Below are 23,641 nucleotides of genomic sequence, written 5' to 3'. Positions count from 1 at the left end.
GGCCCACGCGCGGGCGAAGGTGCCCGGACGGGTGGCCTCCCCGGGCGACTCAGTCACCGAGTCGTCCGACGCCGCCCATGAAGACCGCGCGCTCGGCGTCCTCCGCGCTCTCCGGGGTGTCCGGTCGCCACTGCGGCACCCAGACGACGCCCGGGTCGACCAGCTCGAACCCGTCGAAGAGCGCGGTCAGCTCGGCCCGGTTACGAATCCAGAGCGGACTGTCGGTACGCCGGTAGACCCGCTCGGCCTCGGCGCGCTCGTCCTCGCTGCGCCCGTCGTCGCTGGCCTGCGACAGCACCAGGTAGCTGCCGGGCGCCAACGCGTCGCGCAGCGTCGCCAGCAGCTCCGCCGGCCGGTCGTCGTCGGAGACGAAGTGCAGGACGGCCACGACCATCACGGCCACCGGCTGGCTCAGGTCGAGCAGCTTGCGGACGTCGGGGTGCGCCAGGATCCGGTCCGGGTGTCGCAGGTCCTCCTGGACGACCACCGCGCGGTCGTTGCCGGCCAGGATCTCCCGGCTGTGCGCCACCGCGACCGGATCGACGTCCACGTAGACCACCCGCGACTCCGGGTCGATGCGCTGGGCGATCTCGTGCACGTTGCCGACGGTGGGAATGCCCGAGCCGATGTCGAGGAACTGCCGGACGCCGGCCTCGGCGAGATGGTGGACCGCTCGGCGCAGGAACGCCCGGTTGGCCTGCGCCATCAGCGGCGCCTCCGGGACGGCGGCGACCATCGCCTGCGCGGCGGCCCGGTCGGCGGCGAAGTTGTGCGATCCGCCGAGGTAGTAGTCGTACATCCGCGCGACGCTCGGGCGCTCGATGTCGATGGTGTCGGGTGCCCAGTCCGGCCGCTGCATGCGCTCAACCCCTTGAGTCCGCGACGCGGGCGTCGTCGCCCGCGCGGGTATTCTGCCCCCGACGTACCCGCCAGACCATAGCGTGCCGCCAGATTCCCGCCGACGTCGGTCGATACGCGAAGGTCCGCGCCGGCAGAGAGCCGGCACGGACCTTCGATCGCGGTGTCCCGCTCGACGAGCGGGCGCCGGTCAGAACTTCGGGGCGTCCGGCGCTTCCAGCAGGCCGAGCCGCAGCGCGGTCATCAGCGCCTGTGCCCGGTTGGCGGCACCGAGCTTCTCGTAGAGCTTCGAGATGTGCGTCTTGGCGGTGGACTCGCTCACGAACAGCTGCTTCGCGATGCCCGCCACGCTCATCCCGTCGGCGAGCAGCCGCAGCACCTGCCCCTCGCGGGGGGAGAGCTGCGGGCCGGACGGGGCGAGCCGACGCTTCATCGCCTCGGCCAGGTCGGCGGCGGTGAACGCGCTGGGCGAGGACGCGGCGTGCCGCGCGGCGGCCACCACCTCGTCGGCCGGGGCGGTCTTCGGCACGAAGGCGCTAGCGCCGGCCTCCAGGGCACCGAAGAGCTGGTCGTCGCCCGCGTACATGGTCAGCACCACGATGCCCATCGACGAGCTGGACTTGCGCAGCGCGCGGGTGGCCTCCAGGCCGCTGCCGTCGGGCAGCCGCAGATCCATGATCACCACGTCCGGCTGCAGGGCGCCGGCCTGGCGTACCCCCTCAGCCGCGGTCGCGGCCTCGCCGACGACCTCGAACTGGCGGTCGCGCTCGAAGGCGTGCCGCAGGCCCTTGCGAATCAGGTCGTGATCGTCGACAAGGAGAACCTTGGTGCGGGTGGCCGGTGTCGGACTTGTGGTCATCCTCGGGTTACTCCCCTTCTGGTGCTGCGCTGTCGCGCACGTTGTCGCGCCGGGACGAGGAACCGAGAACCACCGCCACGGTCGTGCCGCTGGGTTGCCGCGGCCTGATCTCCAACCGGCCCCGGATACGTTCCGCCCTCTCGGCCATGATCGCAAGACCGTACCGTCCGTCGGGGCGCTGGTCAGCCATCCCCTGACCGTCATCCGACACTTCAATTTGAGCGTACGGGGGGTCCACCTCACACGTGACCCAGAGATTCGAGGCCCCGGCGTGCTTGCGGGCGTTGGTCACCGCCTCCTGGGCGATGCGCAGCAACTCGGCCTCGGTGGCCGCCGGCAGGCGCGCGGTGGACTCGTCCAGCGACAGGTGCACCCGCAGCCCACCCGAGGCGCCAACGGTCCGGGCGTACTCGGCGATCGCCGCGGCCAGGCCGCCCTGGCGGTCCACCTCGCTGCGCAGCTCGAACAGGCTCAGCCGCAGCTCGGTGATCACCCGGGTCACCTCGCCGCGCAGCGTACGCAGCGCCTCGGCGGTCTCGTCCGCGTCGTCGAAGACGGTGGCCAGGGCGTTGTCGATGCCGTAGCCGACCATCACCAGCTCCTGCGCCACCCCGTCGTGGATCTCGCGGGCCAGCCGTTGGCGCTCCTCGTTGGTGGCCAGCGAGCGGACCTCGTCGAACAGCAGCGCCGCCTCCAGCCGCAGCGCGGCCGGCCGGGTCAGTGCGGTCACCCGGGACACCACCGGCGGCGGGTACGCCTGCGCGACGTCCGCCTCCAGCACCACCAGCCCCACCGTGCGCACCCCGGCGACCAGCGGGACGATCAGCGCCGACACGTCCCCGCCCCGGTGGGAGCGCGACTGTGAGCGGGCGGCCGTCGTGGCCTGCTGACTGGCCCAGGCGTCGGCGATCGCCGAGTCCGCGTCCAGGGTCGTCTCCCAGTCCACCCGGTCCACCCCGGCCTGCGCGAGCACCACGAGCCGGCCCCCACCGCTGGCCGACAGCACCGCGCCGCGGTCCGCCCGGGCCACCGTGCGCAGCTCCTCCAGCAGGTGCTCGGAGATGCCGCCCGGGTCCAGGGTCGCCCCCGGCAGTTGCCGTGCCACGGTCCGCAGCTGGGTCAGCAGGCGGGTCGCCTCGGCGTACGGCTGGGGCTTGCCCTCCCCGCGCACGGCCATCACCCGGTGCAGGGTGCCGGCGGCGTAGAGCCCCAGCGCGGCGAGAATCAGCCACTGCGCGCAGACCGCGAGATAGCCCACCTGGCCGAGCTGACGCCCGCCGTCGACCTGGGTCAACGCGCCGCTGACCAGCAGCGTGCCGGCGGTCACCGCGAGCAGCGCCGCGCCCTCGCGGAAGCGGCGGCGCAGGGCGGTGACGGTCACCGGCACCGCCAGGTAGGGCAGCACCGCGGAGGCGCCGAGCCCGTCGACGGTCCCCCCGATCGACGCGACGGCGGCGACCTGGCTCGCGGCCAGCCCCAGCACCACCACCTCGGCCACCCGGCTCAGCGGCCCGATCAGCCGGTGCTGTGGGGCGAGCAGGGAGGGCGCTCCGGCGACCGCCAGCAGCGCGATCCACCACAGCTGGGTGACGTCGCGGGTGGCGAACAGGGTCAGGATCGCGACCAGCGCCAGCATCACCAGGCGGGCGGCCGCGGCGAGGGGATGCGGATGCGGTGTGGCGGATGCGGATGCGGGCACGTGACGGATGGTAGTCAGCCTCGGTAGATGTCGGCGATCTCCGCCGCGTACGTCTTGTGGACGACCTGTCGTTTGACCTTGAGCGACGGGGTCAGCTCGCCTGTCGCCTCGGTGAAGTCGTGGGGCAGGATCCGGAAGACCTTGATCGCCTCGGCCTTCGACACGGACTGGTTCGCGGTGTCGATCGCGGACTGGACCTCGGCGCGCAGGCCCTCGTGCTCGCGCAGCTTCTCGACCGGGGTGTCCGGGGGCAGGCCGGCGCTCGCGAGGAACGTCGGCAACGCCTCCTCGTCGAGGGTGACCAGCGCGGCGATGAACGGCTTCGCGTCCCCGACGACGACGCACTGGCTGATCAACGGGTGGGCGCGGACCTGGTCCTCCAGCACGGCGGGGGCGACGTTCTTGCCGCCCGCGGTCACGATCAGCTCCTTCTTGCGGCCGGTGATGCTCAGGTAGCCGTCGGCGTCGAGCTGGCCCAGGTCGCCGGTGCGGAACCAGCCGTCGGCGCTGAGCGCTTCGGCGGTCGCCGCCTCGTTGTGCCAGTAGCCCTGGAAGATCAGCTCGCCGGAGATCAGGATCTCGCCGTCGTCCTCGATCCGGATGGTCACGCCGGGCAGCGGTCGGCCGACGGTGCCGATCCGGGTGCCGGTGGGCAGGTTCGCTGCGGCGGCGGGCGAGGTCTCGGTCAGCCCGTACCCCTCCAGGATCGTCACGCCGACGCCGCGGAAGAAGTGACCGAGCCGGGCCCCCAGCGGTGCGCCGCCGGAGATGGCGTCGCGGCACCGCCCGCCGAGCGCGGCGCGCAGCTTGCGGTAGACGAGCCGGTCGAAGACCGCGTGCTGGGCGCGTAGCGCCAGGCCCGGTCCGCGCGGGGTCTCCAGAGCCTCGCTGTACGCGATGGCGACCTGCTCGGCGCGGGCGAAGACGCCGCCCTTGCCGTCGGCCTCGGCCTTCTGCTTGGCCGCGTTGTAGACCTTCTCGAACACCCGTGGCACGGACAGCACGAAGGTGGGGCGGAACTCCTGCAACTCGCCGACCAGGTTCTTGGTGTCGGCGCAGTGCGCCAGGGTGGCCCGGGCCTGCACCACGCCGATCTGGATGAGCCGGGCGAACGCGTGCGCCAGCGGCAGGAAGAGCAGGGTGGCCGCGCCGGCGTTGAACAGGTTCGGCAGCACCGGCACCGCGTTGGCGATGTCGGCGTACATGTTGCGGTGGGTGAGCACACAACCCTTGGGGCGGCCGGTGGTGCCGCTGGTGTAGATGATCGTGGCCAGGTCGTTGGCGCGGACGGTCTTGCGGCGCCGCTCGACCTCGGTCAGCTCGACTGCGGCGCCGGCGGTGACCAGGTCGTCGACTCCGCCCCTGTCGATCTGCCAGAGGTGGGCCAGCTCGGGCAGGCGGTCGCGGACGCTGGCGACCAGGTCGGCGTGCGCGTCGGTCTCCACCACTGCGGCGACCGCGCCGGAGTCGGCCAGGATCCAGGCGGCCTGCTCGGCGCTGGAGGTCTCGTAGATCGGCACGGTGACCGCGCCGACCGTCCAGATGGCGTAGTCGAGCAGCGTCCACTCGTAGCGGGTGCGGCTCATCAGCGCGACCCGGGCGCCCGGAGCGACGCCGGCGGCGATCAGGCCCCGGGCCACCGCCGCCACCTCGTCGCGGAACTGAAGGCAGGTCACCTCGGCCCAGGTCGTGCCGCTGCCGTCGGCCGAGCGCGTGGCGCGGGCGAACTGGACGGTGTCCGGCGCGGCCTCGGCGTTGTCCCAGACCGGATCGGTGAGGTTGGCCGCGTCGCCAACGGTGACGATCGGCGGAACGGAGAACTCGCGCACCTGCACTCCTTCGTGCTCGCACTGGCCGGGCCGCTGCCCATCCACGGTCTTCGGCTCTGTCGAAACCTACCCGGCGGGGGCGGCGCGGCGTACGGGCGGTACCCGCCGGGTAGCCTCCCCCCATGGCGGACTCCTCCACCCAGTCGATCATCATCGGCGCGTCACCGGACCTGGTGGCGGCGGTCATCTGCGACTTCCCGAGCTACCCGGAGTGGACCGAGGCGGTGCGCCACGCCGAGGTGATCGAGGAGTACGAGGACGGCTACGCCAGCCAGGTGCGCTTCGCGATCGACGCCGGGGTGATGGCCGACGAGTACGTGCTCGCCTACGAGTACGCCGAGGACCTGTCCCGCGTCGAATGGCACCTGCTGGCCCCCTCGAAGATGCAGAAGAGCCAGCGCGGCTCGTACGACCTGGTGGCGAACCCGGACGGGAGCACCACCGTGACGTACACGCTCGAGGTGGAGCTGTCGGTGGGGATGCTCGGCATGTTTCGGCGCAAGGCCGAAAAAATGATCATGGACACCGCGTTGAAGCAGCTCAAGCGCCGGGTAGAAGCACTCGGTGCGGCGCAGTGACGCGTCCGGCGGCAGGGGTGGAGGAGCCGAGGGTGGGCGGAACGGATCCGGGTTCGGCCCGGGAAGAGGCGGAGCGTCTGGTCGCCACAGTGCTCGCGGGGGCGCGACTGGCCTCCGGCGGGTCGGCGGGCGGCGCGTTCGGCCCGCTGGGCGGGATGCTGGCCGGTGTCCTCGGTCACAGTGCCGCTCCGGGCGGCGGCACCCAGGTCGGTGGGGGTTTCGCCACCGGTTCGGCCGAATGCTGCGTCTGCCCGGTCTGTCGCGGCATCGCCGCGTTACGTGATCCGAGTCCGGAATTCGCCGAACGCCTCGCCACCGGCGCCGGAGACCTCGCGGCCGGTGTGGCCAGCCTGCTCCGGGCGTTCGCACCGCCGGAGCCGTCCCCGACGACCGCACCGCAGCCGTCCGCCCCGGCGCGGCCGACGCCCGCCGCGAGCAGCGACGACGAGGCCCCGCCCTCCGCCCCGGCCGACCGGTCCGCCGACACCGACGACGAGCACGTGTGGCGCGATGCCACCCGCAGCGGGCATGATTCTCAGCCGGCGCCGGAGCGGGATGTCTGGTCGGTCGCCACCCGGACGGCGGACCCACTCGCCCCGGCCACCGCAGCACCCGTCGACGACGCCGGGTCGGTGGCCGCACCGGCGCCGACCAGCCGACCCGCGGTGCCCGCGTCGCGGGCGTCCGACGACACCGGCGCGGACGCGCCGGGCGGCGGCGCCTGAGCGCGGGACATCGCGATCCGGACCGGCGCGTCATCGGCGCGCGGACCGGACAGCACAGCAGAGGGGAGCGGCAGCGGTGACGCTGACCATCGGAGTCGACGTCGGTGGCACGAAGGTGGCCGGCGGTGTCGTGGACGACACCGGCACGGTTCTCGTGCAGAGCCGACGGGACACTCCCGCCGATGACGTCGGCAAGACCCGCGACGTCATCATCGAGCTGGTCGGCGAGCTGGCTGCCGGGCGGACGATCGAGGCCGTCGGTATCGGCGCGGCCGGCTGGATCGACGCCACCCGCTCGACAGTGCTCTTCGCCCCGAACCTCGCCTGGCGGGACGAGCCGCTGCGCGAGTACGTCAGCACCGCCGTCGGCCTGCCGGTGATCGTGGAGAACGACGCCAACGTGGCCGCCTGGGCCGAGTTCCGCTACGGCGCGGCCCGGGACGCCGACGACTCCATGATCATGTTCACGATCGGCACGGGCGTCGGCGGCGGCATCGTGCTCGGCGGCGAGCTGATGCGCGGCGCGCACGGCGTCGCCGCGGAGCTGGGCCACATGCTGGCCGTGCCGGACGGGCACCAGTGCGGCTGCGGGCGGCTGGGCTGCATCGAGCAGTACGCCAGCGGCAGCGCCCTGGTCCGCTTCGCCCGCGCGGGCGCCCGACAGGAACCCCAGCGGGCCGCGGCCCTGCTGGACCTGGCCGGCGGCGAGGCCGAGGCGATCACCGGCCACATGGTGACCGCCGCCGCGCAGGGCGGCGACCCGGTCTCCGCCGAGGCGTTCGCGCAGATCGGCCGGTGGCTGGGCACCAGCCTCGCCGACATGGCACAGATCCTCGACCCGCAGACCCTTGTCGTCGGCGGCGGCGTGATCGACGCCGGTGACCTGCTGCTCGGCCCGACGCGCCGCTCGTACCTCGACGCGCTCGCCCAGCGGGGCCGCCTGCCGGTGGCCGAGGTGCTCCCCGCCCAGCTGGGCAACAGCGCCGGGGTGATCGGCGCGGCCGACCTGGCCCGCCGGATCTGAGGGGGCCGGCGATGGGTGAGGCTGCCGGCGTACCACTGCGCGTGGTGTCGTACAACATCCACAGCCAGCGCGACGACACGGCCGCGCTCGCGGCGGTGGTCCGGGCCGCGAGGCCGGACGTCGTGATCGTGCAGGAGGGGCCGCGCCGGTTCCGGTGGCGGCAGAAGTCCGCCACCCTGGCCGAGTCGTTCGGCCTGGTGGTGGCCGCCGGGGGCCTGCCCGCCCTGGGCAACCTGCTGCTGACCAGCCTGCGGGTGCAGGTGCGCGACACCCGTTGCCAGCGCTTCCCGCTGACCCCGGGCCGACACCTGCGCGGCGCCGCGTACGCCGACTGCCGGGTCGGCGACGCCCGGTTCACCCTCGCCGGGTCGCACCTGTCCACCGACCCGACCGAGCGGCCCGCGCAGGCCGCCGAATTCCGGCGAGGGCTGGACGCGGCGAGCAGCCCGGTGGTGGCCGGAGCCGACCTGAACGAGGGCCCGGACGGGCCGGCGTGGGCCACCGTGGCGCGTGGCCTGACCGACGCGGCCATCGCCGCCGACCGCGCGGAGCGGCTCACCTACTCATGCGCCGACCCGCGCCGCCGCATCGACGCGCTCTTCGTCGATCCCCGGATCAGCGTTGTCGACTACGACGTGGTGGACACCCCGCAGACCCGCCGGGCCAGCGACCACTTCCCGGTCCTCGTCGACCTGCTGCTACCCACCGCCGGCTGACCCCCCCGTCCGGTATCCGTCGATCGGTCCGCTCCGGGGCTGGACATCCGGCTCCGATGTGGAGAGGATTTCGCGGCGACCGGCACCCGTGCCGCACAAAAGGAGATGTCCCGGTGTCCACCTCCACCGACCACGGCCGGCCCGACCCGGATGCGACCCAGTCCGCGCAGAGCCCCGACGGCCGTCCGCTCTCCGACCGGGGCGACACGGTCTGCGTCATCGGGGCCGGGGCCAGCGGCCTGACGGCCATCAAGAACCTGCGCGAGCACGGGTTCGGGGTGGACTGCTACGAACGGGAGACCGGCGTCGGCGGCGCCTGGAACTGGCGACACGACCGCAGCCCGGTGTACGCGAGCACCCACCTGCTGTCGTCGAAGCCGTTCACCCAGTTCCCCGACTTCCCGATGCCGGACTCGTGGCCGGACTACCCGCACCACAGCCAGCTCCTGGCGTACTTCGAGCGGTACGCCGACCACTTCGACCTGCGCTCGCACGTCTGGTTCGGCACCGAGGTGGTCCGGGTGGAGCCCGCCGAGGGGGACCGCTGGGACGTGACCACCCGCTCCACCGGCGGGTACGGCCCGGAGCGCACCTCCCGGTACGCCGCCGTGGTCATCGCCAACGGGCACAACTGGTCGCCGAAACTGCCCCGCTACGAGGGCCTCGAGGAGTTCCGCGGCGAGATCATGCACGCGTCGTCCTACAAGGACCCGGCGCAGCTGCGCGGCAAGCGGGTGCTGGTCGTCGGCGCCGGCAACACCGGCTGCGACATCGCCGTCGAGGCCGCCCAGCAGGCGTCGCGGTGCTGGCACTCCACCCGGCGCGGCTACTGGTACGCCCCGAAGTACGTCCTCGGGCGGCCCGCCGACCAGGTCAACGACGCCCTGCTGGCGCTGCGCGTGCCGCTGCGGGTCCGCCAGTGGCTCTACCACTGGACGCTGCGCCTGACCGTCGGCGACCTGACGCGCTTCGGCCTGCCCAAGCCCGACCACCGGGTGTACGAGACGCACCCGATCGCCAACAGCCAGCTCGTCTACTACGTGGGCCACGGCGGGATCGCCCCGGTGCCGGACCTGGCCCGTTTCCGCTCGTACGCCGTGGAGCTGGCCGACGGCCGCGAGATCGACCCGGACCTGGTCATCTTCGCCACCGGCTACCTGCCCCGGTTCGAGTTCCTCGACGCGTCGGTGTTCGGCGACAGCGCCGGCACGGGCCGGCCCACGCTCTGGCTCAACGCCTTCACGCCGGGGCACCCGACGCTGGCGGTCGCCGGCCTCGTGCAACCGGACTCCGGGATGTTCACCCTGGCGCACTGGCAGACGGTGCTCTTCGCCCGGCTGTTGCAGGCCCGCCGGGACCGGCCCGAGCGGGCCGCGGCGTTCGCGCAGCGGGTGCGCGACCGGGCCGGGGAGCGTTACTCGGGGCAGGTCAAGGACAGCAGCCGGCACTGGTTCGAGGTCGGGCACGCCGACTACCTGCGCGCCGTCCAGCGCGCCCTGCACGACCTGGAGGCCAAATGACCGAGCTGCGGATCATGCGGGGCCGGGAGTGGTCCCGGCCGGTCCGGCCGGCGCGACGCGAGGTGCTCAGCGCCGTTCCCGAGGTGGAGCAGGGGCGGCCTCCGCTGCTCTTCGTTCCCGGCTTCGGGCACGGCGCGTGGGCGTTCGCCGAGCACTGGCTGGGTCACGCCGCGTCGCGGGGCTTTCCGGCGTACGCGCTGAGCCTGCGGGGGCACGGCGCCAGCGAGCCGGCGCCGGAGGCGACGCTGCGCGCGTACGCCCACGATGTGGTCCAGGTGGCCGCGAGCCTGCCGCGCCAGGCGGTGCTGGTGGGGCACGGCGCCGGGGCGCTCGTGGTGGCGCACGCGTTGGCGCGCTACCCGGCGCGCGGTGCGGTGCTGGTGGCGCCGGTCTTCGGCGGCTGGGGGGTGCTCTCCGCGGCGGTGCGCCGCAACCCGGCCGGGACGTTGCCGGCGGTGTTCGGCGGGCCGTTGCGGCTCAGCCGCACGCAGTTGTTCAGCCGCGAGTTGGCCGACGAGGAGGCCCGGCGGTACGTGGCGCGGCTGGGTCGGGCCGGCCGGCGGGCGCAGTGGGCGCTGCTGGGCGAGCCGGAGGCCGAGCCGGCCGTGGGTTCGCCGCCGGTCCTGGTGCTGGGCAGCCCGGACGACCGGGTGGTGCCGGCGTCGACGTTGACGCGGATCGCCCGCCGGTACGGTTCGGCGCCGTTGCTCTTTCCCGGCATGGGGCACGACCTGATGCTCGACGCGCGCTGGGCCGAGCCGATCGACGCGATCCTGGACTGGCTGGAGAAGGAGCCCGCCGCCCGGTGAGTGGTCGCGCCGGTCAGCCGCCGGTGTGCTGCGCGGCGGAGGTGGCCCGGGTCGCCGGGCGCGGCACGAGGGGGGCGCCGTCGCCGCTGGTGAGGCGGCCGACCAGGGCGCCGCGCTCGTCCAGCGCGCTCAGGTAGGAGCGCGCCCAGGCCCGGATGTCGTGCTGGTGCAGGTGGGCGCGCATGGCCCGCATCCGTTCGGTGACGTCGGCCGGACTGGCCCGCAGCGCCGTGCGCAGCGCCTGCTTGAGCCCTTCCAGGTCGTGCGGGTTCACCAGGTACGCCTGCGACAGTTCGGCGGCCGTGCCGGCGAACTCGCTGAGCAGCAGCGCGCCCGTGTCGTCCACCCGGGCGGCGACGTACTCCTTGGCGACCAGGTTCATCCCGTCGCGCAGCGGGGTCACCGCCATCACGTCGGCGACCCGGTAGAGCGCGGCCAGCTCGGCCCGGTCGAAGGGCTGGGTGAGGTAGTGGATGGCGGGCTCACCGACCCGGCCGAACTCGCCGTTGATCCGGCCCACCTCGCGCTCGATGCGTTCGCGCAGGATCTGGTACTGCCCGACGCGTTCCCGGCTCGGCATGGCGACCTGCACCAGCACCGTGTCGCGGACCTTGACGTCGCCGCTGGCGAGCAGCTCGCTGTACGCCTTGAGGCGCTGCTCGATGCCCTTGGTGTAGTCCATCCGGTCGACGCTGAGGATGACCTGGCGGGGGTCGCCGAGGTCCTGGCGGAGGCGGCGGGCCCGCGCGGCGACGTCGGGGCGGGCGGCGAGGGCGGCCATCTCGGCCGTGTCGATGGAGACCGGGAAGGCGCCGATGCGCACGACGCGGTCGTCGATGCCGATCCGGCGGTCGGTGGCGGGCAGCTCCAGCACCCGGGTGACCAGTTGGGCGAAGTTGTGCGCCGCCTGGGCGCGCTGGAAGCCGACCAGGTCGGCGCCGAGCATGCCGCGCAGCAGTTCGGCCCGACGGGGCAACTGCATGAACAGCTCCGGCGGCGGGAACGGCACGTGCAGGAAAAAGCCGATGCGCAGGTCGGGGCGCAGCGCGCGCAGCTGCCCGGGAACCAGTTGCAGGTGGTAATCCTGCACCCAGACCACGCCGCCCGGCTCGGCCACCTCGGCGGTCGCCTCGGCGAAGCGCTGGTTGACCCGCTGGTACGCCTCCCACCAGCGGCGGTGGTGCTCGGGTTGCTCGACGGCGTCGTGGTAGAGCGGCCAGAGGGTGGCGTTGGAGAAGCCCTCGTAGTGGTCGCGCAGATCCTCGTGGCTGAGGGCGACGGTGTGCATGTGGACGCCGTCCACGTCCGGCAGGGCGGGCGCGGCCCCGGTGCCCCCGGCCCAGCCGACCCAGGTCGCCGGGGTGTGCCGGAGCAGGGGGTGCAGCGCGCTGACCAGCCCACCGGGACTGCGGCGCCACTCGCAGGCGCCGTCGGGCGCCTGGCTGTCGTCGATGGGGAGGCGGTTGGCCACCACCACGAGGGAACTCTGTCGCATCTCGGGCATTCCGATCAGCAGAGGACTGACCGCCACGAGGAAGGGAAAACCGGTCAGTCAGCGGGGGAAGTGACGTACAGCGGTATTCCTACTGACAGTAAGTTACACCATTGTTACGCCCCGGGCGGGGGGCGTCGTCGTCCCGCCATGCGGTAGACGGCGCGCGGGTCAGACGACGGCGCCGTTGTCCGGGTCGTCGTCGTCCTCGTCGCCGGGGCGCAGCCGCCAGATCAGCGTGACGAAGCCGGCCAGGATGCCGGTGAACCCGAACAGGGTGACCGCCGAGCGGTCCACCGGGAGCAGCGACGGAAAGAGGAAGAGCACGAACCCGACGACCACCGCGAGCGCGCCGACCACCGCGTACTTGGAGATCCGGGGCAGGGGCGGGGGTGGCGGCGGGTGGTAACCCTCGTCCTCGTCGTCGTCGGGCAGATCGGCGCCGAAGGTGTCCAGGCCGTCCAGCAGCGAGGGCTCGTCACCGCGGGTGCCCCGGCCGACCGAGATCCCGGAGAAGTCGGTGGCCGACGGCAGCCGGCGGACGTCGGTGGCGGTCGGCCCGGCCTCGTCGACGCCGGAGCGGGCGAGCGGACCGGCCGTCGACTCGTCCCGGGTTTCCCGGTCGTCGCGCTCGTCCACGTCCTCCGCTGCCGGCCAGGGGCGCTCGTCGGCGGTCGAGGTGGTGTGGAAGCCGGCCACGATCCGGGCCCACTCGGCGTCGATGTCCGGTTCGTCGCGGGCCGGCGGCTGCTCCGGGGTGCTCTCGTCGGCGAGCTGGGTGAGGTAGTCGCGGGCCGTGGTCAGGTGCGAGCGGTCGACGTAGAGCCGGTCGACCGGGCGGGCCGGAACCGTCGTGGTGCGGGTGACGGGGTTGAGGTCGGCGGAGGGTTGCAGGTAGGCGGCGATCCCACCGGCGGCCAGGACGTCGAGCAGGTGCTCGCCGACGCGCGGATCGACGTCGCCGACGACGGCGTACTCGCTCGCGTCGAGCCCGTTGTCCCGCCGTCCCCGGCGGGCACCACCCGCTGACACCCGGCAATCCTCCTCAACGCGCCCTCGGCGCGGCCGCCCCTGCCCCCTCGGCGTCCGTCCGCACGCCGTGCTCTGAATCGTGACACGTCGGAGGCCGGTTCCGGGAGTGCGTTGTGTCGCGTCTTGGAAAGTCAGGGGCACTGCCGCAGGTCGCGGCGGTGGCTCTTTGTCCGTTCTTGCGCGACACGTGCGATCTCAGTGATCGTCGGCGACCGGGTGTTTCGACCCGCCCACACCGTGCCGACGATCGAAAAAATGAGAGACGTCAACGTCCGTTGTGGTGCGAGCGCGGGCTTCGTAGGCTCGTCGGCGACGGCGGCGCTCCCGGCATGGTGCTGTCGCGGGCACACCACGGGAAAGGACGCCGGTGCTCTACTGGCTGTTGAAGTACGTTCTCCTCGGTCCGCTGCTCAAGCTGATCTTCCGCCCGCAGGTGGAGGGCCTGCACCACGTGCCCGCGACCGGGCCGGTGATCCTGGCCAGCAACCACCTCTCCTTCTCCGACTCGATCTTCACCCCGTTGATCATTTCGCGGAAGGTCACCTTCGTGGCCAAGGCCGAGTACTTCACCGGCAAGGGGATCAAGGGCTGGCTGACGAAGATGTTCTTCGTCGGCACCGGCACCATCCCGGTGGACCGCTCCGGCGGCCAGGCCGCCCGCGCCGCCCTGGACACCCAACTGCGGGTGCTGCGCGCCGGGGGAGTGGCCGGCATCTACCCCGAGGGCACCCGCTCCCCGGACGGCCGGCTCTACCGGGGAAAGACCGGGGTCGCGCGGCTCGCGCTGGAGAGCGGCGCGGTGGTGGTGCCCGTGGCGATGCTCAACGCCGACGAGATCCAGCCGCCCGGCACGCTCATCCCCCGGATCGACCGGGTGCGGATCCGCTTCGGTGCCCCGCTGGACTTCTCCCGCTACGCGGGGCTGGCCGGCGACCGGTTCGTCGAGCGCGCGGTCACCGACGAGATCATGTACGAGTTGATGGAGCTCTCCGGCCGCGAGTACGTCGACATCTACGCGCAGAAGCTCAAGCCGGTGCCCGCCTGAGTCGTCTCAGCAGGCCACCGCCGGCCCGGTCGGGCTGATCGGCCGGCCGGCCAGCGCCAGCAGGCCGGGGGCGTCGTTGCGCAGCGCGAAGGTGCGGACCTCGGCGCGCGGCACCCGGGCGCCCGCCGGGTCGCCGGCACGGGTCAGCTCCGCCGCCGCGAGCGCCAGCGCCAGCACCCGGTCGCTGACGTCCGGAATCCGCCCGTACGTCTCGGCGGCGGCCAGGTGCAGCTCGGCCGCCCGCCGGTGGTCGCCGTCGGCCGCCGCCACCGCCGCCGTCACCGTCCGCAGCGCCGCCTCCGACCACGGCGTGCGATGTCCGACCCGGTCCAGCATCGCCCGGACCCGCACGGAGGTGTCCCGGCCGGCCAGAGCGGCGGCGTACGCGGCGGCGGCGATCCACTCCCCGCTGGCCAGCGCCGGCACCGCCGACCAGGACCGGTCCAGCTCGTCGATCAGCTCCGCCGCCTCGGCGTCGCGGCCCTGCAACGCCCGGCACAGCGCCGCCATGCTCAGCATCGTCCACCGCAGGCGGTGAAAGCCGCTGCGCCGCGCGGTGGACAGCGCGTCGGCCAGGTCGGCCGGGTCCTCGTCGTCGCGGAGCACCAGCAGACAGCAGCGCAAACCCCGCACCTGCATGTCCCAGCTGCCCGTCGGCGTGTCCACGAACGCCTCCGCGGCGGCGAGCAACCGGCCGAAGTCACCCTCGAACCACGCTCGCATCGCCTCGGCCGAATAGCTCGTGGTCAGCGTCTGGCCGCTGGCCGTACGCGCCGGCGCGGCCGAGAGCAGGGCGTTCGAGCGCAGCCAGTCACCCTCCTCGCGGATCGCCCAGGCCAGGTTCTGGGTGGCCCGGGGCAGCGCGAGCAGCTGACCGGCGCGGGCGAACTCGACGATCGCGTGCAGCTCGTCCAGGCCGACCCGGTCACCGGCCTGGTAGCGGGCGGTGGCCGCAGTGATCCGCGCGTTGGTGCGCGCCTCGGTCAGGCCCAGCCGCTCCGCGATCTCCGCCGCGGTGTCCGCCGCCGACACGGCCGGGTCGCGCTCGTAGTTGAGCATGTGCAGGCGGCCCAGCTCGGCGTACGCGTCGGCCTTCTGCGGGCTGTCCGGCAACGGCTCGAACAGCTGGACCGCGCGGTCCAGGCAGGCCAGCGCGTCACCCCGGTCGGCGCGCAACCAGGCCGCCTGACCGAGCAGCGTCCACGCCCGTGCGGCACACGCGTCGTCGCCGTGCGCCGACAGCCGGTCCGCCAGCGCGTGCACCTGCTCCGGTCCGCCGCCGGACAGGAACGCGTTGCCGTCGCGGTAGAACGAGATCTCCGTGCTGAGCAGCTCCAGTTGGAGCCGGCCCACCGGGTCGCTGTCGTCGGCCAGGCCCAACGCCCGGCCCGCGTGGCTCGCCGCCGCGTCCAGCCCGTGCAGGGCGTACGCCCGCCGGGCCGCCCGGTGCAGCGCCTGCCGCGCCGGGCCCGCGTACCGGCGGACCTGCATGCCGAGCGAGCGGGCGATCTCGTGGGCCGCCCAGCGGTGGTGGGCGAGCACCTCCGCCAGGTCGGTGTCGCGGCTGTGCGACAGCGCGTCGAGCCAGTCCGCGGCCCGCTCGTGCCGCGCCACCCGCTCGGTGCGCGGCAGCCGCTGGTAGCAGACGTCGCGCACCAGCACGTGCCGGAACCGGAACTCCGCCTGCCCCGCCATCGTCGACGCGGCCTGCTCGTGCACGAAGTCGCGCTGCTCCAGCCGGCGCAGCGCGCGCTCGACCGACTCGACCGGCTGCCCCAGCGCCGCGGCCACCGCGCCCGGCCAGAACTGCACCCCCACCACCGAGGCCGCCAGCAGCACCGCGCGGTCCTTGGCGTCCAGCAGGTCCACCCGGTTGGCGATCACCGCGTGCACGCTCTCCGGCATGGTCAGTTCGAGCTGCTTGTCCAGCGACCAGCCCCGCCCGGACTGCCGCAGCGCGCCCTGCTCGATGAGCATCCGGACGTACTCGTGGGCGTAGAGCGGGTTGCCTCCGGCCACCTCGATGAGCGGGGTCAGCATGTCGGCGGAGAACGCCGCCTGGCCGAACAGGTGCGCGTACAGGGCGGCGATGCCGGTGTCGCGCAGCGGAGGCAGGGTGATGGTCACCGAGCCGGTGATGGTCCCGGCCCAGCTCGGGTCGCGGTCGACCAGTTCCGGGCGGGCGGTGCAGAGCAGCAGCAGCGGCGCCTCGCGGGCCGCCGCCCCGAGCAGCTCCACGAAGCGCAGCATCGCGTCGTCGGCCCAGTGCAGGTCCTCGAAGACCAGCACGGTGGGGCGGCGGGCGGCCAACGCCAGCAGGAACCGCCGCCACGCCGACTCGGCCTCCTCCGCCGGCAGCGGCGTGCCGGGCAGCCCGACCAGCGGGCGCAGGGCGTCCACCACCCGGTCGCGCTCGCCCGGGCCGATCAGCTCGCCCACGGCGGCGGCCAGCCGCTGCGCCGCGCTGGCGGCCGGGTCGGTGTCCAGGATGCCGGCCTCGGTCTTGACGATGTCGGCCAGCGCGGCGAACGTGACGTTCTCGCCGAACGGCGGGCAGCGCCCCGTCCGCCACGTCAGCGGCTCGTCGACCAGCCGGCCCGTGTGCCGGTACAGCTCGCGCAGCAGCCGGCTCTTACCGATGCCGGCCCGGCCGAAGATCGTCACCACCTGCGGCAACCGGTCGCGCAGCGACCGGTGCAGGGCGTTGACCAGCATGCCCAGCTCGTGCTCGCGGTCGACCAGCGGCGTGGTGTCCGGCTCCCGATCGGTCGGCAGGCGACGCAGCGGGGACAGCGCGAGCCACACCTCGGTCGGCGACGACCGGCCGCGCAGGGTGACCGGGGGCTGCTCCTCGTAGCGGATCGTGTCCCTGGTCAGCGCGTGCGTGGTGCCGCACACCAGCACCCCGCCCGGTGGCGCGACCGACTGCATCCGGGAGGCGGTGTTCACCACGTCGCCGGCCACGATCGCCTGCCCGCCGTCCCGGGCGGCGGCCACGTCGACGAGGGCCTCCCCGGTGGCCACCCCCACTCGGAACCGCATCTCGGTGCTGCCGGTCGGCGCGAACCGGGTGAGCACCCGTTGCAGCTCCAGCCCGGCCCGGACGCAGCGCAGCGCGTCGGTCTCGGTGGCGATCGGGGCGCCGAACAGCGCCATCACCGCGTCGCCGATGTACTTCTCCACCACCCCGCCGTACTGGCCGACGACCCGGCGGGCCGCGGAGAAGAAGCCGGTCTGCATGCCCCGGACCTGCTCCGGGTCGGCCCGCTCGACGTACGGGGTGAAGTCGATGAGGTCGACGAAGAGCACGCTCACCCGGCGGCGGTCCTCCTGCGGCGCGACGGCCGCCGGCCGGTCCGCGCCCGGCCGGGGCGAACCGCACGAGGTGCAGAACGTGACGTCCGAGGCGAGGGGGCGCAGGCAGTGCGGGCACACGGCACCGAGCTCGGCACCGCAGCCACCGCAGAAGCGGTCGCCGTCGGCGGCCGTGCGTCCACAGCGCCCACACTGCGCGGCGATGACACACCCTCCATGGCGATCCGGGCCGACGCCCCCCGTCGTCCCGTCACAGGGAGTATCACCGCCCACGCGGCTGTCAGGTACCGGCCTGTTGGTTTGTGGACAGTCCACCGTGGGTCCGGCGGACTACATTCAGTCCGCCACATCTTCGATCAGCGACCAGAGGGGGACAGGTCAATGGTGTACGTCAAGCTGGAGAGCGACTGGACCGACGGCAACGGGGTCAACCACTCCGCGGGCGAGTCGGTGGACGTCGACGCCGCCACGCTCGCCACGCTCCAGGCCGAGGGCATCGTCAGCGAGCAGTCCCACGGCCCGGGCGGCGACAGCAAGGGCCCGGACAAGTGGGCCGGCCCGGGCAGCCCCGGCGTCTGAACCATGCGTCGGTGACGCGACGGCACGGCCGGGCCACCCACGGGTGACCCGGCCGTGTCGTGTCGTGGTGCGCTGCCCGTCGGTGCGGCTCAGTAGTTAGTCGTTCACGCCGACGCCGACGCCGACGCCGACGCCGACGCCGACGCCGACACCGTGGTGCGGCTCGGCGGTCGTTCGCGGCGCGCTCAGCGGTCGTTCATGCCGGCGCGGCGGCGCAGCGCGGCCACGTCGGTGACGACGATCCGGCGTCCCTCGGTCCGCAGCCAGCCCCGGCTGGCGAACGAGCCGATGGCCTGGTTGACGCTCTGGCGGGAACCGCCGGCCATCTCGGCGAGCTGGCTCTGGTTGAGCTCGATCGTGATCATCGGGGCCTGGCTCTCGCCGGCCAGCCGGACCAGTGTCTTGGCGACCCGGCCGGGCAGGTCGAGGAAGACGTGGTCGGCGTTCTGCTCGGTGAGCCGACGGATCAGGCCGCCCAGCGAGCGCATCACCGCGTCCAGGATGCGCGGGTTGGAGTGCACGAGTTCCATGAACGCGCCCCGGGACAGGGCGAGCGCCGCGCAGTCCTCGATGGCCTCGGCCGACGCGGACCGGGTGGAGGCGTCGAGCAGGGAGACCTCGCCGAGCACGTCCGGAGGACGGATCACCGACAGCACCGCCCGCTCGCCGGTCGGCGCCGTGCGGAAGACGGCCACCGCGCCGCGGCGCAGCACGATCAGCGACTCGCCCGGGTCGTTCTCCACGAAGAGCAACTGACCCTTGCGGTAGGTGCGCGGAACAGCTGCCGCGATGACGCGCTGGCGCACCTCGGGCTCCAGCCCGGCGAACATCTCGACACCCGTGAGCGCGTCACCCGGCTCCGGCAGGCGCATCTCCACGGCCCAACCCCTCCCCGGTCATGGACCACACAATCGCTCACCGGGTGAACCTGATGGCCCTGACAAGGTGAACTGACACCGATTCGGCATCCGGTAGCGGTACACATCAGATCATGACGGTCCAGTCGCTTGCTGTACACCCCTCGAAGCACTTCCGTGACCGTCGCGAGCTGCGGCGTACTCCCTGCACCGGCCCCCGCCGGGCGCTGCCGGCCGGCGGTGGGCGAGGATGGCCGGAATGGTCTACCGCTACTTCTACGACTGCGAGTTCATCGAGGACGGCCGGATCGTCGACCTCGTGTCGATAGGTGTCGTCGACGAGTACGGCCGCGAGTTCTACGCGGTCTCCACCGAGTTCGACGATTCCCGCGCCGTGCCCTGGGTCCGACGCAACGTGCTGGACCGGCTGCCGTCTCCGGCGGACCGGGCCTGGCGTTCCCGGGAGCGCATCCGTGACGACCTGTACGACTTCCTCATGGAGCCGGTCCGGGACCGGCCGGGGGAGCAGCTGGAGCTGTGGGCCTGGTACGCGGCGTACGACCATGTGGTCCTCGCCCAGCTCTGGGGGGCGATGCCGGCGCTGCCCCGGGAGATCCCCCGGTTCACCAAGGACCTGCGGCAGCTCTGGGACGACCGGGGCCGGCCGACCCTGCCGGACGCGGACGCCGCCCGCCACGACGCCCTGGTCGACGCCCGGCACAACCTGGCCCGCTGGCGGGCGATGACGGCACGCTGAGCGGTCGTCGTACCTTTGTAGGTTTGACCGGTTCTGTCCCGGGCAACGGTTCGACCAGTCGAGCCGAGGGAGACTGCCATGAGCAACGATCCGACCAGCATCGCCGAGGCCCGGACGCGGGTCACCGAGCTGGTCCGCGCCGCACGGATCTGCATGCTCACCACGATCGCACTGGACGGGCGCCAGGTGAGCAGGCCGATGGGGCTGCAGGAGGCCGAGTTCGACGGCGACCTGTGGTTCTTCGCCTACGCCGACTCCGCCAAGGTGCGTCAGATCCGGGTCAACCCGGAGGTCAACGTCGCCTTCTCGGACCAGAAGCACAACGCCTGGGTGTCGGTCTCGGGCACCGCCACCGAGGGTTTCGACGCCGAGCGCGCCCAGCGGCTGTGGAACCCGGTGCTCAAGGTCTGGTTCCCGGACGGGCTGGACACGCCCGGCCTGACCCTGATCAAGGTGCACGCCAGCTCCGCCGAGTACTGGGACTCGCCGAGCAGCACGGTGGTCAATCTGCTCGGGTTCGCGAAGGCCGCCGTCACCGGCCAGCCGCCGGAGGCCGGCGAGAACCGCGAGGTGACGTACTGACCCGCCGCCCCCGGGGCGCGCTGTCGTCGCGCAGGTAGGCCGACTACAGTTCGCAGTGACGGCCCGCCCCGGGCCGGCAATGGCGCCGATGGTCTGACCTGACACATACCTGGGGCATATCGGGCTTTACCTGATGCTCCAGGAGGATGAGCGGATCATGCGTATCGGCGTGCTCACCGGCGGCGGCGACTGCCCAGGTCTCAACGCGGTCATCCGGGCGGTGGTCCGCAAGGGCGTCGCCACCTACGGTCACGAGTTCGTGGGCTTCCGGGACGGTTGGAAGGGCCCGCTGGAGGGTCTGTCCCGTCCCCTGGGCATCGCGGACGTCCGCGGCATCCTGCCCCGTGGCGGCACCATCCTCGGCTCGTCCCGGACCAACCCGTTCAAGATCGAGAACGGCGTCGAGCGGATCAAGGACAACCTCGCCGAGCAGGGCGTGGACGCGCTGATCGCGATCGGCGGCGAGGACACCCTCGGCGTGGCCACCAAGCTCTACGAGCTGGGCGTGCACGTGGTCGGCGTGCCGAAGACGATCGACAACGACCTCGGCGCCACCGATTACACCTTCGGCTTCGACACCGCGGTCAACATCGCGATGGAGGCCATCGACCGGCTGCACACCACCGCGGAGAGCCACCACCGCACCCTGGTCGTCGAGGTGATGGGCCGGCACGCCGGCTGGATCGCCCTGCACGCCGGCCTGGCCGGCGGCGCCAACGTGATCCTGCTGCCCGAGCGTCAGTTCGACGTCGACCAGGTGGCCGGCTACGTCGAGAAGCGCTTCCAGCACCAGTACGCCCCGATCGTCGTGGTCGCCGAGGGCGCCCAGCCGCTGGACGGCCAGATGGTGCTCGCCAACCAGGAGCTGGACTCGTTCGGCCACGTCCGCCTCGGCGGCATCGGCCAGTGGCTGGCCGAGCAGCTGGAGGCCAAGACCGGCAAGGAGGCCCGCACCGTGGTGCTGGGTCACATCCAGCGCGGTGGCACCCCGACCGCCTTCGACCGGGTGCTCGCCACCCGCCTGGGCCTGCAGGCCATCGACGCGGTCAACGACGGCGACTGGGGCAAGATGGTCGCGATGCAGAGCACCGACATCGTCCGGGTGCCCCTCGCCGAGGCCACCCGCGAGCTGAAGACCGTGCCGCTGGAGCGGTACGCCGAGGCCGAGGTCTTCTTCGGCAGCTGATCGACGGTAGGACGGCGCGGCGGGCCACCGGTCCGCAGCTGGTCAACGGCACGACGCGGCGGGCCGGTTGGTCCGCCGCGCCGTGCTCCGACGCGAGAGGGGTACGGCCGAGATGTCAGCCGAGGTGCACACGGTCGCGGTGATCGGCGCCGGCAAGATCGGCGAGCTGATGCTCTCCGGGCTGCTGCGCTCCGGATGGCCGGTGGAACGGCTGCTCGCCACCGCCCGCCGCCCGGCCCGCGCCGAGGAGCTGACCGCCCGCTACGGCGTACGGGTGGTCGACAACCTGGCCGCCGTCGACGAGGCGGCCGTGCTCGCGGTCTCGGTCAAGCCACAGGACGCCGCCGCGCTGCTCGACGAGATCGGGCCCAAGGTGCCCGCCGACAAGCTCGTCATCTCGCTCTGCGCCGGGCTGCCCACCAGCTTCTTCAACCGCCGGCTGCCCGAGGGCACCCCGGTCGTCCGGGTCATGACCAACACCCCGGCGCTTGTCGACCAGGCGATGACCGCCATCTCGGCGGGCGCCCACGCCACCGGGGAACACCTCGCCCTGGCCGAGGAGATGTTCAAGCCCCTCGGTCAGACGATCCGGGTGCCCGAGTCACAGCAGGACGCGGTCACGGCGCTCTCCGGCTCCGGCCCGGCCTACTTCTACCTCCTGGTCGAGGCCATGATCGACGCCGGGATCCTGCTCGGGCTGCCCCGGCAGGTGGCGCACGAGTTGATCGTGCAGACCGCTATCGGCTCCGCCGTGATGCTGCGCGACTCCGGCGAGCACCCGGTCAAGCTGCGCGAGGCGGTCACCTCGCCGGCCGGCACCACCATCTCCGCGATCCGCGAGCTGGAGAAGCACGGCGTACGCGCGGCGCTGCTCGCCGCGCTGGAGGCCGCCCGGGACCGCGCCCGCGAACTGGCCGCCCAGGCCGACTGACTCCACCGAGCGGCCCGCACCCGCCGACCGACACCGCCCGGGACTTCCTCGCCGCCGGCAGCGCCGAGTCGCCCGGCCATCCCGTGACCTCCGCCGCGCCACTCGCGGGGCATGCGCGGCACGGCACGTGGCGCATACTGGCGGCGTGTTCACACTCGCTCAGGCCCGGCACCTGGTGGCCACCCTGCAGCCGCGTGTCGACGAGCTGATCCGGCTCCGCGCCGACCTCGCCGAGCTGCGCGTCGACCTGGCCGACCACGGCGTCAGCGCGCTCGGCGGACTGGCCGAGGTGAAGGGGCTGGAGGCCCGGCTGCACGCCGTCGTCGAGGAGCTGCACCAGCACGAGATCCAGGTCAAGGGCATCGCGCCGGTGCTGCTCGACTTCCCCGGCGAGCGGGCCGGCCGTGCGGTGCTCTGGTGCTGGCTGGAGGGAGACTCCGACGTGCGCTGGTACCACCGCGCCGAGTGCGGCTTCGCCGGCCGCCGCCCGGTCTGACGCCGTCCTGCCCGCTCTGACGTCGGCCCCGCCCGGTCTGACGTCGGCCTCGCCCGGTCTGGCGTCGGCCCGCCCGGCGGTGATCGACTCGGGATCCGGGAATCCGGGGTGTCGGGCCGGGCCGGACACCCCGACCCCCCGCACGCCGAGGTGATCAGCCGTCGGCGACCGCGAACACCACCACGTTGTCCCGGTAGTGCCCGCGCCGCCGGTCGAAGTCGCCCCCGCAGGTGACCAGACGCAGCTCCGCCCCGGGCGTCGGGCCGTAGACCACGGCGGTCGGGAACCGGTCCTTGTGGGTACGCAGCGATCCGGTCACCCGGAACGACAGCCACCGCCCGCCGCGCCACACCTGGACCCGGTCACCCGGACGCAGCTCGTCGAGCCGGGCGAAGACCGCCGGGCCGCTGCGCGAGTCCAGGTGCCCGGCGAGCACGGCCGGGCCGGTGTCGCCGGGTGCCGGGCCGCCGCCGTACCAGCCGGCCGTGTCGAACTCGGCCGGCGGAACGAGTACGCCGGCTCGGTCCAGGCCCAGCACCGTGAGCTCCGAGTCGACGCCGATGCGCGGCACGCGTACCCGCGTGGGTGGACCTGCCGACCGCGGCGGCGCGGCCACCGACGGGCAGCCGTCGGCGCAGCCGGGGTGCCAGCTCGCGGCCGGCGGCGGCGGGCCGGTGGTGGCCAGCCCGACCCCGGTGCCGGCGGCCAGGCAGACCGCCGCGCCGGCCGCCACCAGCGCGGCCAGCGGCGCC

General features: G+C 73.4%; 22 protein-coding genes. 13 read left to right on the top strand and 9 right to left on the bottom strand.

Translation table 11 applies throughout. The annotated features are described in order from the left end of the window. Positions 1-49: 49 nt before the first annotated feature. The 4 genes from B0E54_RS20025 to B0E54_RS20010 all read right to left on the bottom strand — a co-directional run bounded on the left by B0E54_RS20025 (position 50) and on the right by B0E54_RS20010 (position 5,245). Positions 50-859 (bottom strand): SAM-dependent methyltransferase, encoded by an 810-nt coding sequence (locus tag B0E54_RS20025; RefSeq protein ID WP_234586947.1) that lies wholly within the window; start codon positions 857-859, stop codon positions 50-52. 189 nt (positions 860-1,048) lie between these two features. After that, positions 1,049-1,717, bottom strand: a complete 669-nt coding sequence (locus B0E54_RS20020; RefSeq protein WP_200209675.1) for a response regulator transcription factor — start codon at positions 1,715-1,717, stop codon at positions 1,049-1,051. 7 nt (positions 1,718-1,724) lie between these two features. Next, complete coding sequence (locus B0E54_RS20015) at positions 1,725-3,353, bottom strand: GAF domain-containing sensor histidine kinase (RefSeq protein ID WP_255787310.1); 1,629 nt, start codon at positions 3,351-3,353, stop codon at positions 1,725-1,727. A gap of 77 nt (positions 3,354-3,430) precedes the next feature. Further along, positions 3,431-5,245 (bottom strand): long-chain fatty acid--CoA ligase, encoded by a 1,815-nt coding sequence (locus B0E54_RS20010; RefSeq protein WP_234586942.1) that lies wholly within the window; start codon positions 5,243-5,245, stop codon positions 3,431-3,433. 122 nt (positions 5,246-5,367) lie between these two features. Between B0E54_RS20010 and B0E54_RS20005 the strand changes: the two genes are divergently transcribed. The 6 genes from B0E54_RS20005 (at position 5,368) to B0E54_RS19980 (ending at position 10,617) form a co-directional block, all read left to right on the top strand. Then, positions 5,368-5,823: an SRPBCC family protein gene (locus tag B0E54_RS20005; protein WP_234586939.1), complete on the top strand. Its 456-nt coding sequence runs from the start codon at positions 5,368-5,370 to the stop codon at positions 5,821-5,823. Between the two features lie 32 nt (positions 5,824-5,855). Continuing rightward, positions 5,856-6,548: a hypothetical protein gene (locus B0E54_RS20000; protein WP_234586937.1), complete on the top strand. Its 693-nt coding sequence runs from the start codon at positions 5,856-5,858 to the stop codon at positions 6,546-6,548. Between the two features lie 76 nt (positions 6,549-6,624). Further along, positions 6,625-7,572, top strand: a complete 948-nt coding sequence (locus B0E54_RS19995; protein ID WP_234586935.1) for an ROK family glucokinase — start codon at positions 6,625-6,627, stop codon at positions 7,570-7,572. An 11-nt stretch (positions 7,573-7,583) separates the two neighbouring features. Next, positions 7,584-8,288: an endonuclease/exonuclease/phosphatase family protein gene (locus tag B0E54_RS19990; RefSeq protein ID WP_234586932.1), complete on the top strand. Its 705-nt coding sequence runs from the start codon at positions 7,584-7,586 to the stop codon at positions 8,286-8,288. A 113-nt stretch (positions 8,289-8,401) separates the two neighbouring features. Further along, entirely contained in the window at positions 8,402-9,808 is a 1,407-nt protein-coding gene (locus tag B0E54_RS19985) for an NAD(P)/FAD-dependent oxidoreductase (protein ID WP_234586930.1), read from the top strand. Next, positions 9,805-10,617 carry an alpha/beta hydrolase gene (locus tag B0E54_RS19980; RefSeq protein ID WP_234586928.1) on the top strand — a complete coding sequence of 271 codons (813 nt, stop codon included), beginning with the start codon at positions 9,805-9,807 and terminating at the stop codon, positions 10,615-10,617. Before B0E54_RS19985 ends, B0E54_RS19980 begins: the two co-directional genes overlap by 4 nt. Positions 10,618-10,630: 13 nt before the next feature. On the opposite strand, the gene B0E54_RS19975 is transcribed toward B0E54_RS19980, so the two are convergent. Beyond that, the gene (locus B0E54_RS19975; protein WP_234587022.1) at positions 10,631-12,112 is read right to left on the bottom strand and encodes a trehalose-6-phosphate synthase; all 1,482 of its coding nucleotides are present in this window, start codon (positions 12,110-12,112) and stop codon (positions 10,631-10,633) included. A gap of 168 nt (positions 12,113-12,280) precedes the next feature. Further along, complete coding sequence (locus tag B0E54_RS19970) at positions 12,281-13,141, bottom strand: DUF308 domain-containing protein (protein ID WP_234586926.1); 861 nt, start codon at positions 13,139-13,141, stop codon at positions 12,281-12,283. Between the two features lie 367 nt (positions 13,142-13,508). On the opposite strand from B0E54_RS19970, the gene B0E54_RS19965 reads away from it, so the two are divergent. Further along, a complete protein-coding gene (locus B0E54_RS19965; protein WP_234586923.1) occupies positions 13,509-14,186 on the top strand; it encodes a 1-acyl-sn-glycerol-3-phosphate acyltransferase in 678 nt (225 codons plus the stop codon). A 6-nt stretch (positions 14,187-14,192) separates the two neighbouring features. Here B0E54_RS19965 and B0E54_RS19960 read toward each other — a convergent pair whose 3' ends face one another. After that, entirely contained in the window at positions 14,193-17,774 is a 3,582-nt protein-coding gene (locus B0E54_RS19960) for an adenylate/guanylate cyclase domain-containing protein (protein ID WP_234586921.1), read from the bottom strand. A 108-nt stretch (positions 17,775-17,882) separates the two neighbouring features. Between B0E54_RS19960 and B0E54_RS19955 the strand changes: the two genes are divergently transcribed. Beyond that, positions 17,883-18,080 carry a hypothetical protein gene (locus tag B0E54_RS19955; RefSeq protein WP_234586919.1) on the top strand — a complete coding sequence of 66 codons (198 nt, stop codon included), beginning with the start codon at positions 17,883-17,885 and terminating at the stop codon, positions 18,078-18,080. Positions 18,081-18,265: 185 nt separating this feature from the next. On the opposite strand, the gene B0E54_RS19950 is transcribed toward B0E54_RS19955, so the two are convergent. Next, a complete protein-coding gene (locus B0E54_RS19950; RefSeq protein WP_007463121.1) occupies positions 18,266-18,958 on the bottom strand; it encodes a Crp/Fnr family transcriptional regulator in 693 nt (230 codons plus the stop codon). Positions 18,959-19,196: 238 nt separating this feature from the next. On the opposite strand from B0E54_RS19950, the gene B0E54_RS19945 reads away from it, so the two are divergent. The 5 genes from B0E54_RS19945 (at position 19,197) to B0E54_RS19925 (ending at position 22,889) form a co-directional block, all read left to right on the top strand. Then, positions 19,197-19,694, top strand: coding sequence for a polyadenylate-specific 3'-exoribonuclease AS (locus B0E54_RS19945; RefSeq protein WP_374109293.1), 498 nt, complete (start codon positions 19,197-19,199; stop codon positions 19,692-19,694). 78 nt (positions 19,695-19,772) lie between these two features. Further along, complete coding sequence (locus B0E54_RS19940; protein ID WP_234586917.1) at positions 19,773-20,276, top strand: pyridoxamine 5'-phosphate oxidase family protein; 504 nt, start codon at positions 19,773-19,775, stop codon at positions 20,274-20,276. A gap of 157 nt (positions 20,277-20,433) precedes the next feature. After that, positions 20,434-21,462 (top strand): 6-phosphofructokinase, encoded by a 1,029-nt coding sequence (locus B0E54_RS19935; RefSeq protein WP_234587020.1) that lies wholly within the window; start codon positions 20,434-20,436, stop codon positions 21,460-21,462. Positions 21,463-21,574: 112 nt separating this feature from the next. Next, a complete protein-coding gene (proC, locus tag B0E54_RS19930) occupies positions 21,575-22,393 on the top strand; it encodes a pyrroline-5-carboxylate reductase (protein ID WP_234586915.1) in 819 nt (272 codons plus the stop codon). Positions 22,394-22,538: 145 nt separating this feature from the next. Then, on the top strand, positions 22,539-22,889 hold the full coding sequence (locus B0E54_RS19925; RefSeq protein ID WP_234586913.1) for a DUF2203 domain-containing protein: 351 nt from the start codon (positions 22,539-22,541) through the stop codon (positions 22,887-22,889). 154 nt (positions 22,890-23,043) lie between these two features. Here B0E54_RS19925 and B0E54_RS19920 read toward each other — a convergent pair. Further along, positions 23,044-23,641: class F sortase (locus tag B0E54_RS19920; protein ID WP_308195383.1), on the bottom strand; the 598-nt coding region annotated here is incomplete at its 5' end.

Origin of the sequence: Micromonospora sp. MH99, from assembly GCF_021442385.1 — a bacterium.
Taxonomy (GTDB): Bacteria; Actinomycetota; Actinomycetes; order Mycobacteriales; family Micromonosporaceae; genus Micromonospora.
Note: the sequence above shows the minus strand (reverse complement) of the source record. Positions and strands in the feature narration are given on the sequence as shown.

Bases quoted from the DNA above. Each gene is read 5' to 3' on its own strand.
- B0E54_RS20025 (WP_234586947.1), bottom strand. From the start codon at position 859: ATGCAGCGGCCGGACTGGGCACCCGACACCATCGACATCGAGCGCCCG.
- B0E54_RS20020 (WP_200209675.1), bottom strand. From the start codon at position 1,717: ATGACCACAAGTCCGACACCGGCCACCCGCACCAAGGTTCTCCTTGTC.
- B0E54_RS20015 (WP_255787310.1), bottom strand. From the start codon at position 3,353: ATGCTGGCGCTGGTCGCGATCCTGACCCTGTTCGCCACCCGCGACGTC.
- B0E54_RS20005 (WP_234586939.1), top strand. From the start codon at position 5,368: ATGGCGGACTCCTCCACCCAGTCGATCATCATCGGCGCGTCACCGGAC.
- B0E54_RS19990 (WP_234586932.1), top strand. From the start codon at position 7,584: ATGGGTGAGGCTGCCGGCGTACCACTGCGCGTGGTGTCGTACAACATC.
- B0E54_RS19980 (WP_234586928.1), top strand. From the start codon at position 9,805: ATGACCGAGCTGCGGATCATGCGGGGCCGGGAGTGGTCCCGGCCGGTC.
- B0E54_RS19975 (WP_234587022.1), bottom strand. From the start codon at position 12,112: ATGCGACAGAGTTCCCTCGTGGTGGTGGCCAACCGCCTCCCCATCGAC.
- B0E54_RS19955 (WP_234586919.1), top strand. From the start codon at position 17,883: ATGGTGTACGTCAAGCTGGAGAGCGACTGGACCGACGGCAACGGGGTC.
- B0E54_RS19945 (WP_374109293.1), top strand. From the start codon at position 19,197: ATGGTCTACCGCTACTTCTACGACTGCGAGTTCATCGAGGACGGCCGG.
- B0E54_RS19940 (WP_234586917.1), top strand. From the start codon at position 19,773: ATGAGCAACGATCCGACCAGCATCGCCGAGGCCCGGACGCGGGTCACC.
- B0E54_RS19935 (WP_234587020.1), top strand. From the start codon at position 20,434: ATGCGTATCGGCGTGCTCACCGGCGGCGGCGACTGCCCAGGTCTCAAC.
- proC (WP_234586915.1), top strand. From the start codon at position 21,575: ATGTCAGCCGAGGTGCACACGGTCGCGGTGATCGGCGCCGGCAAGATC.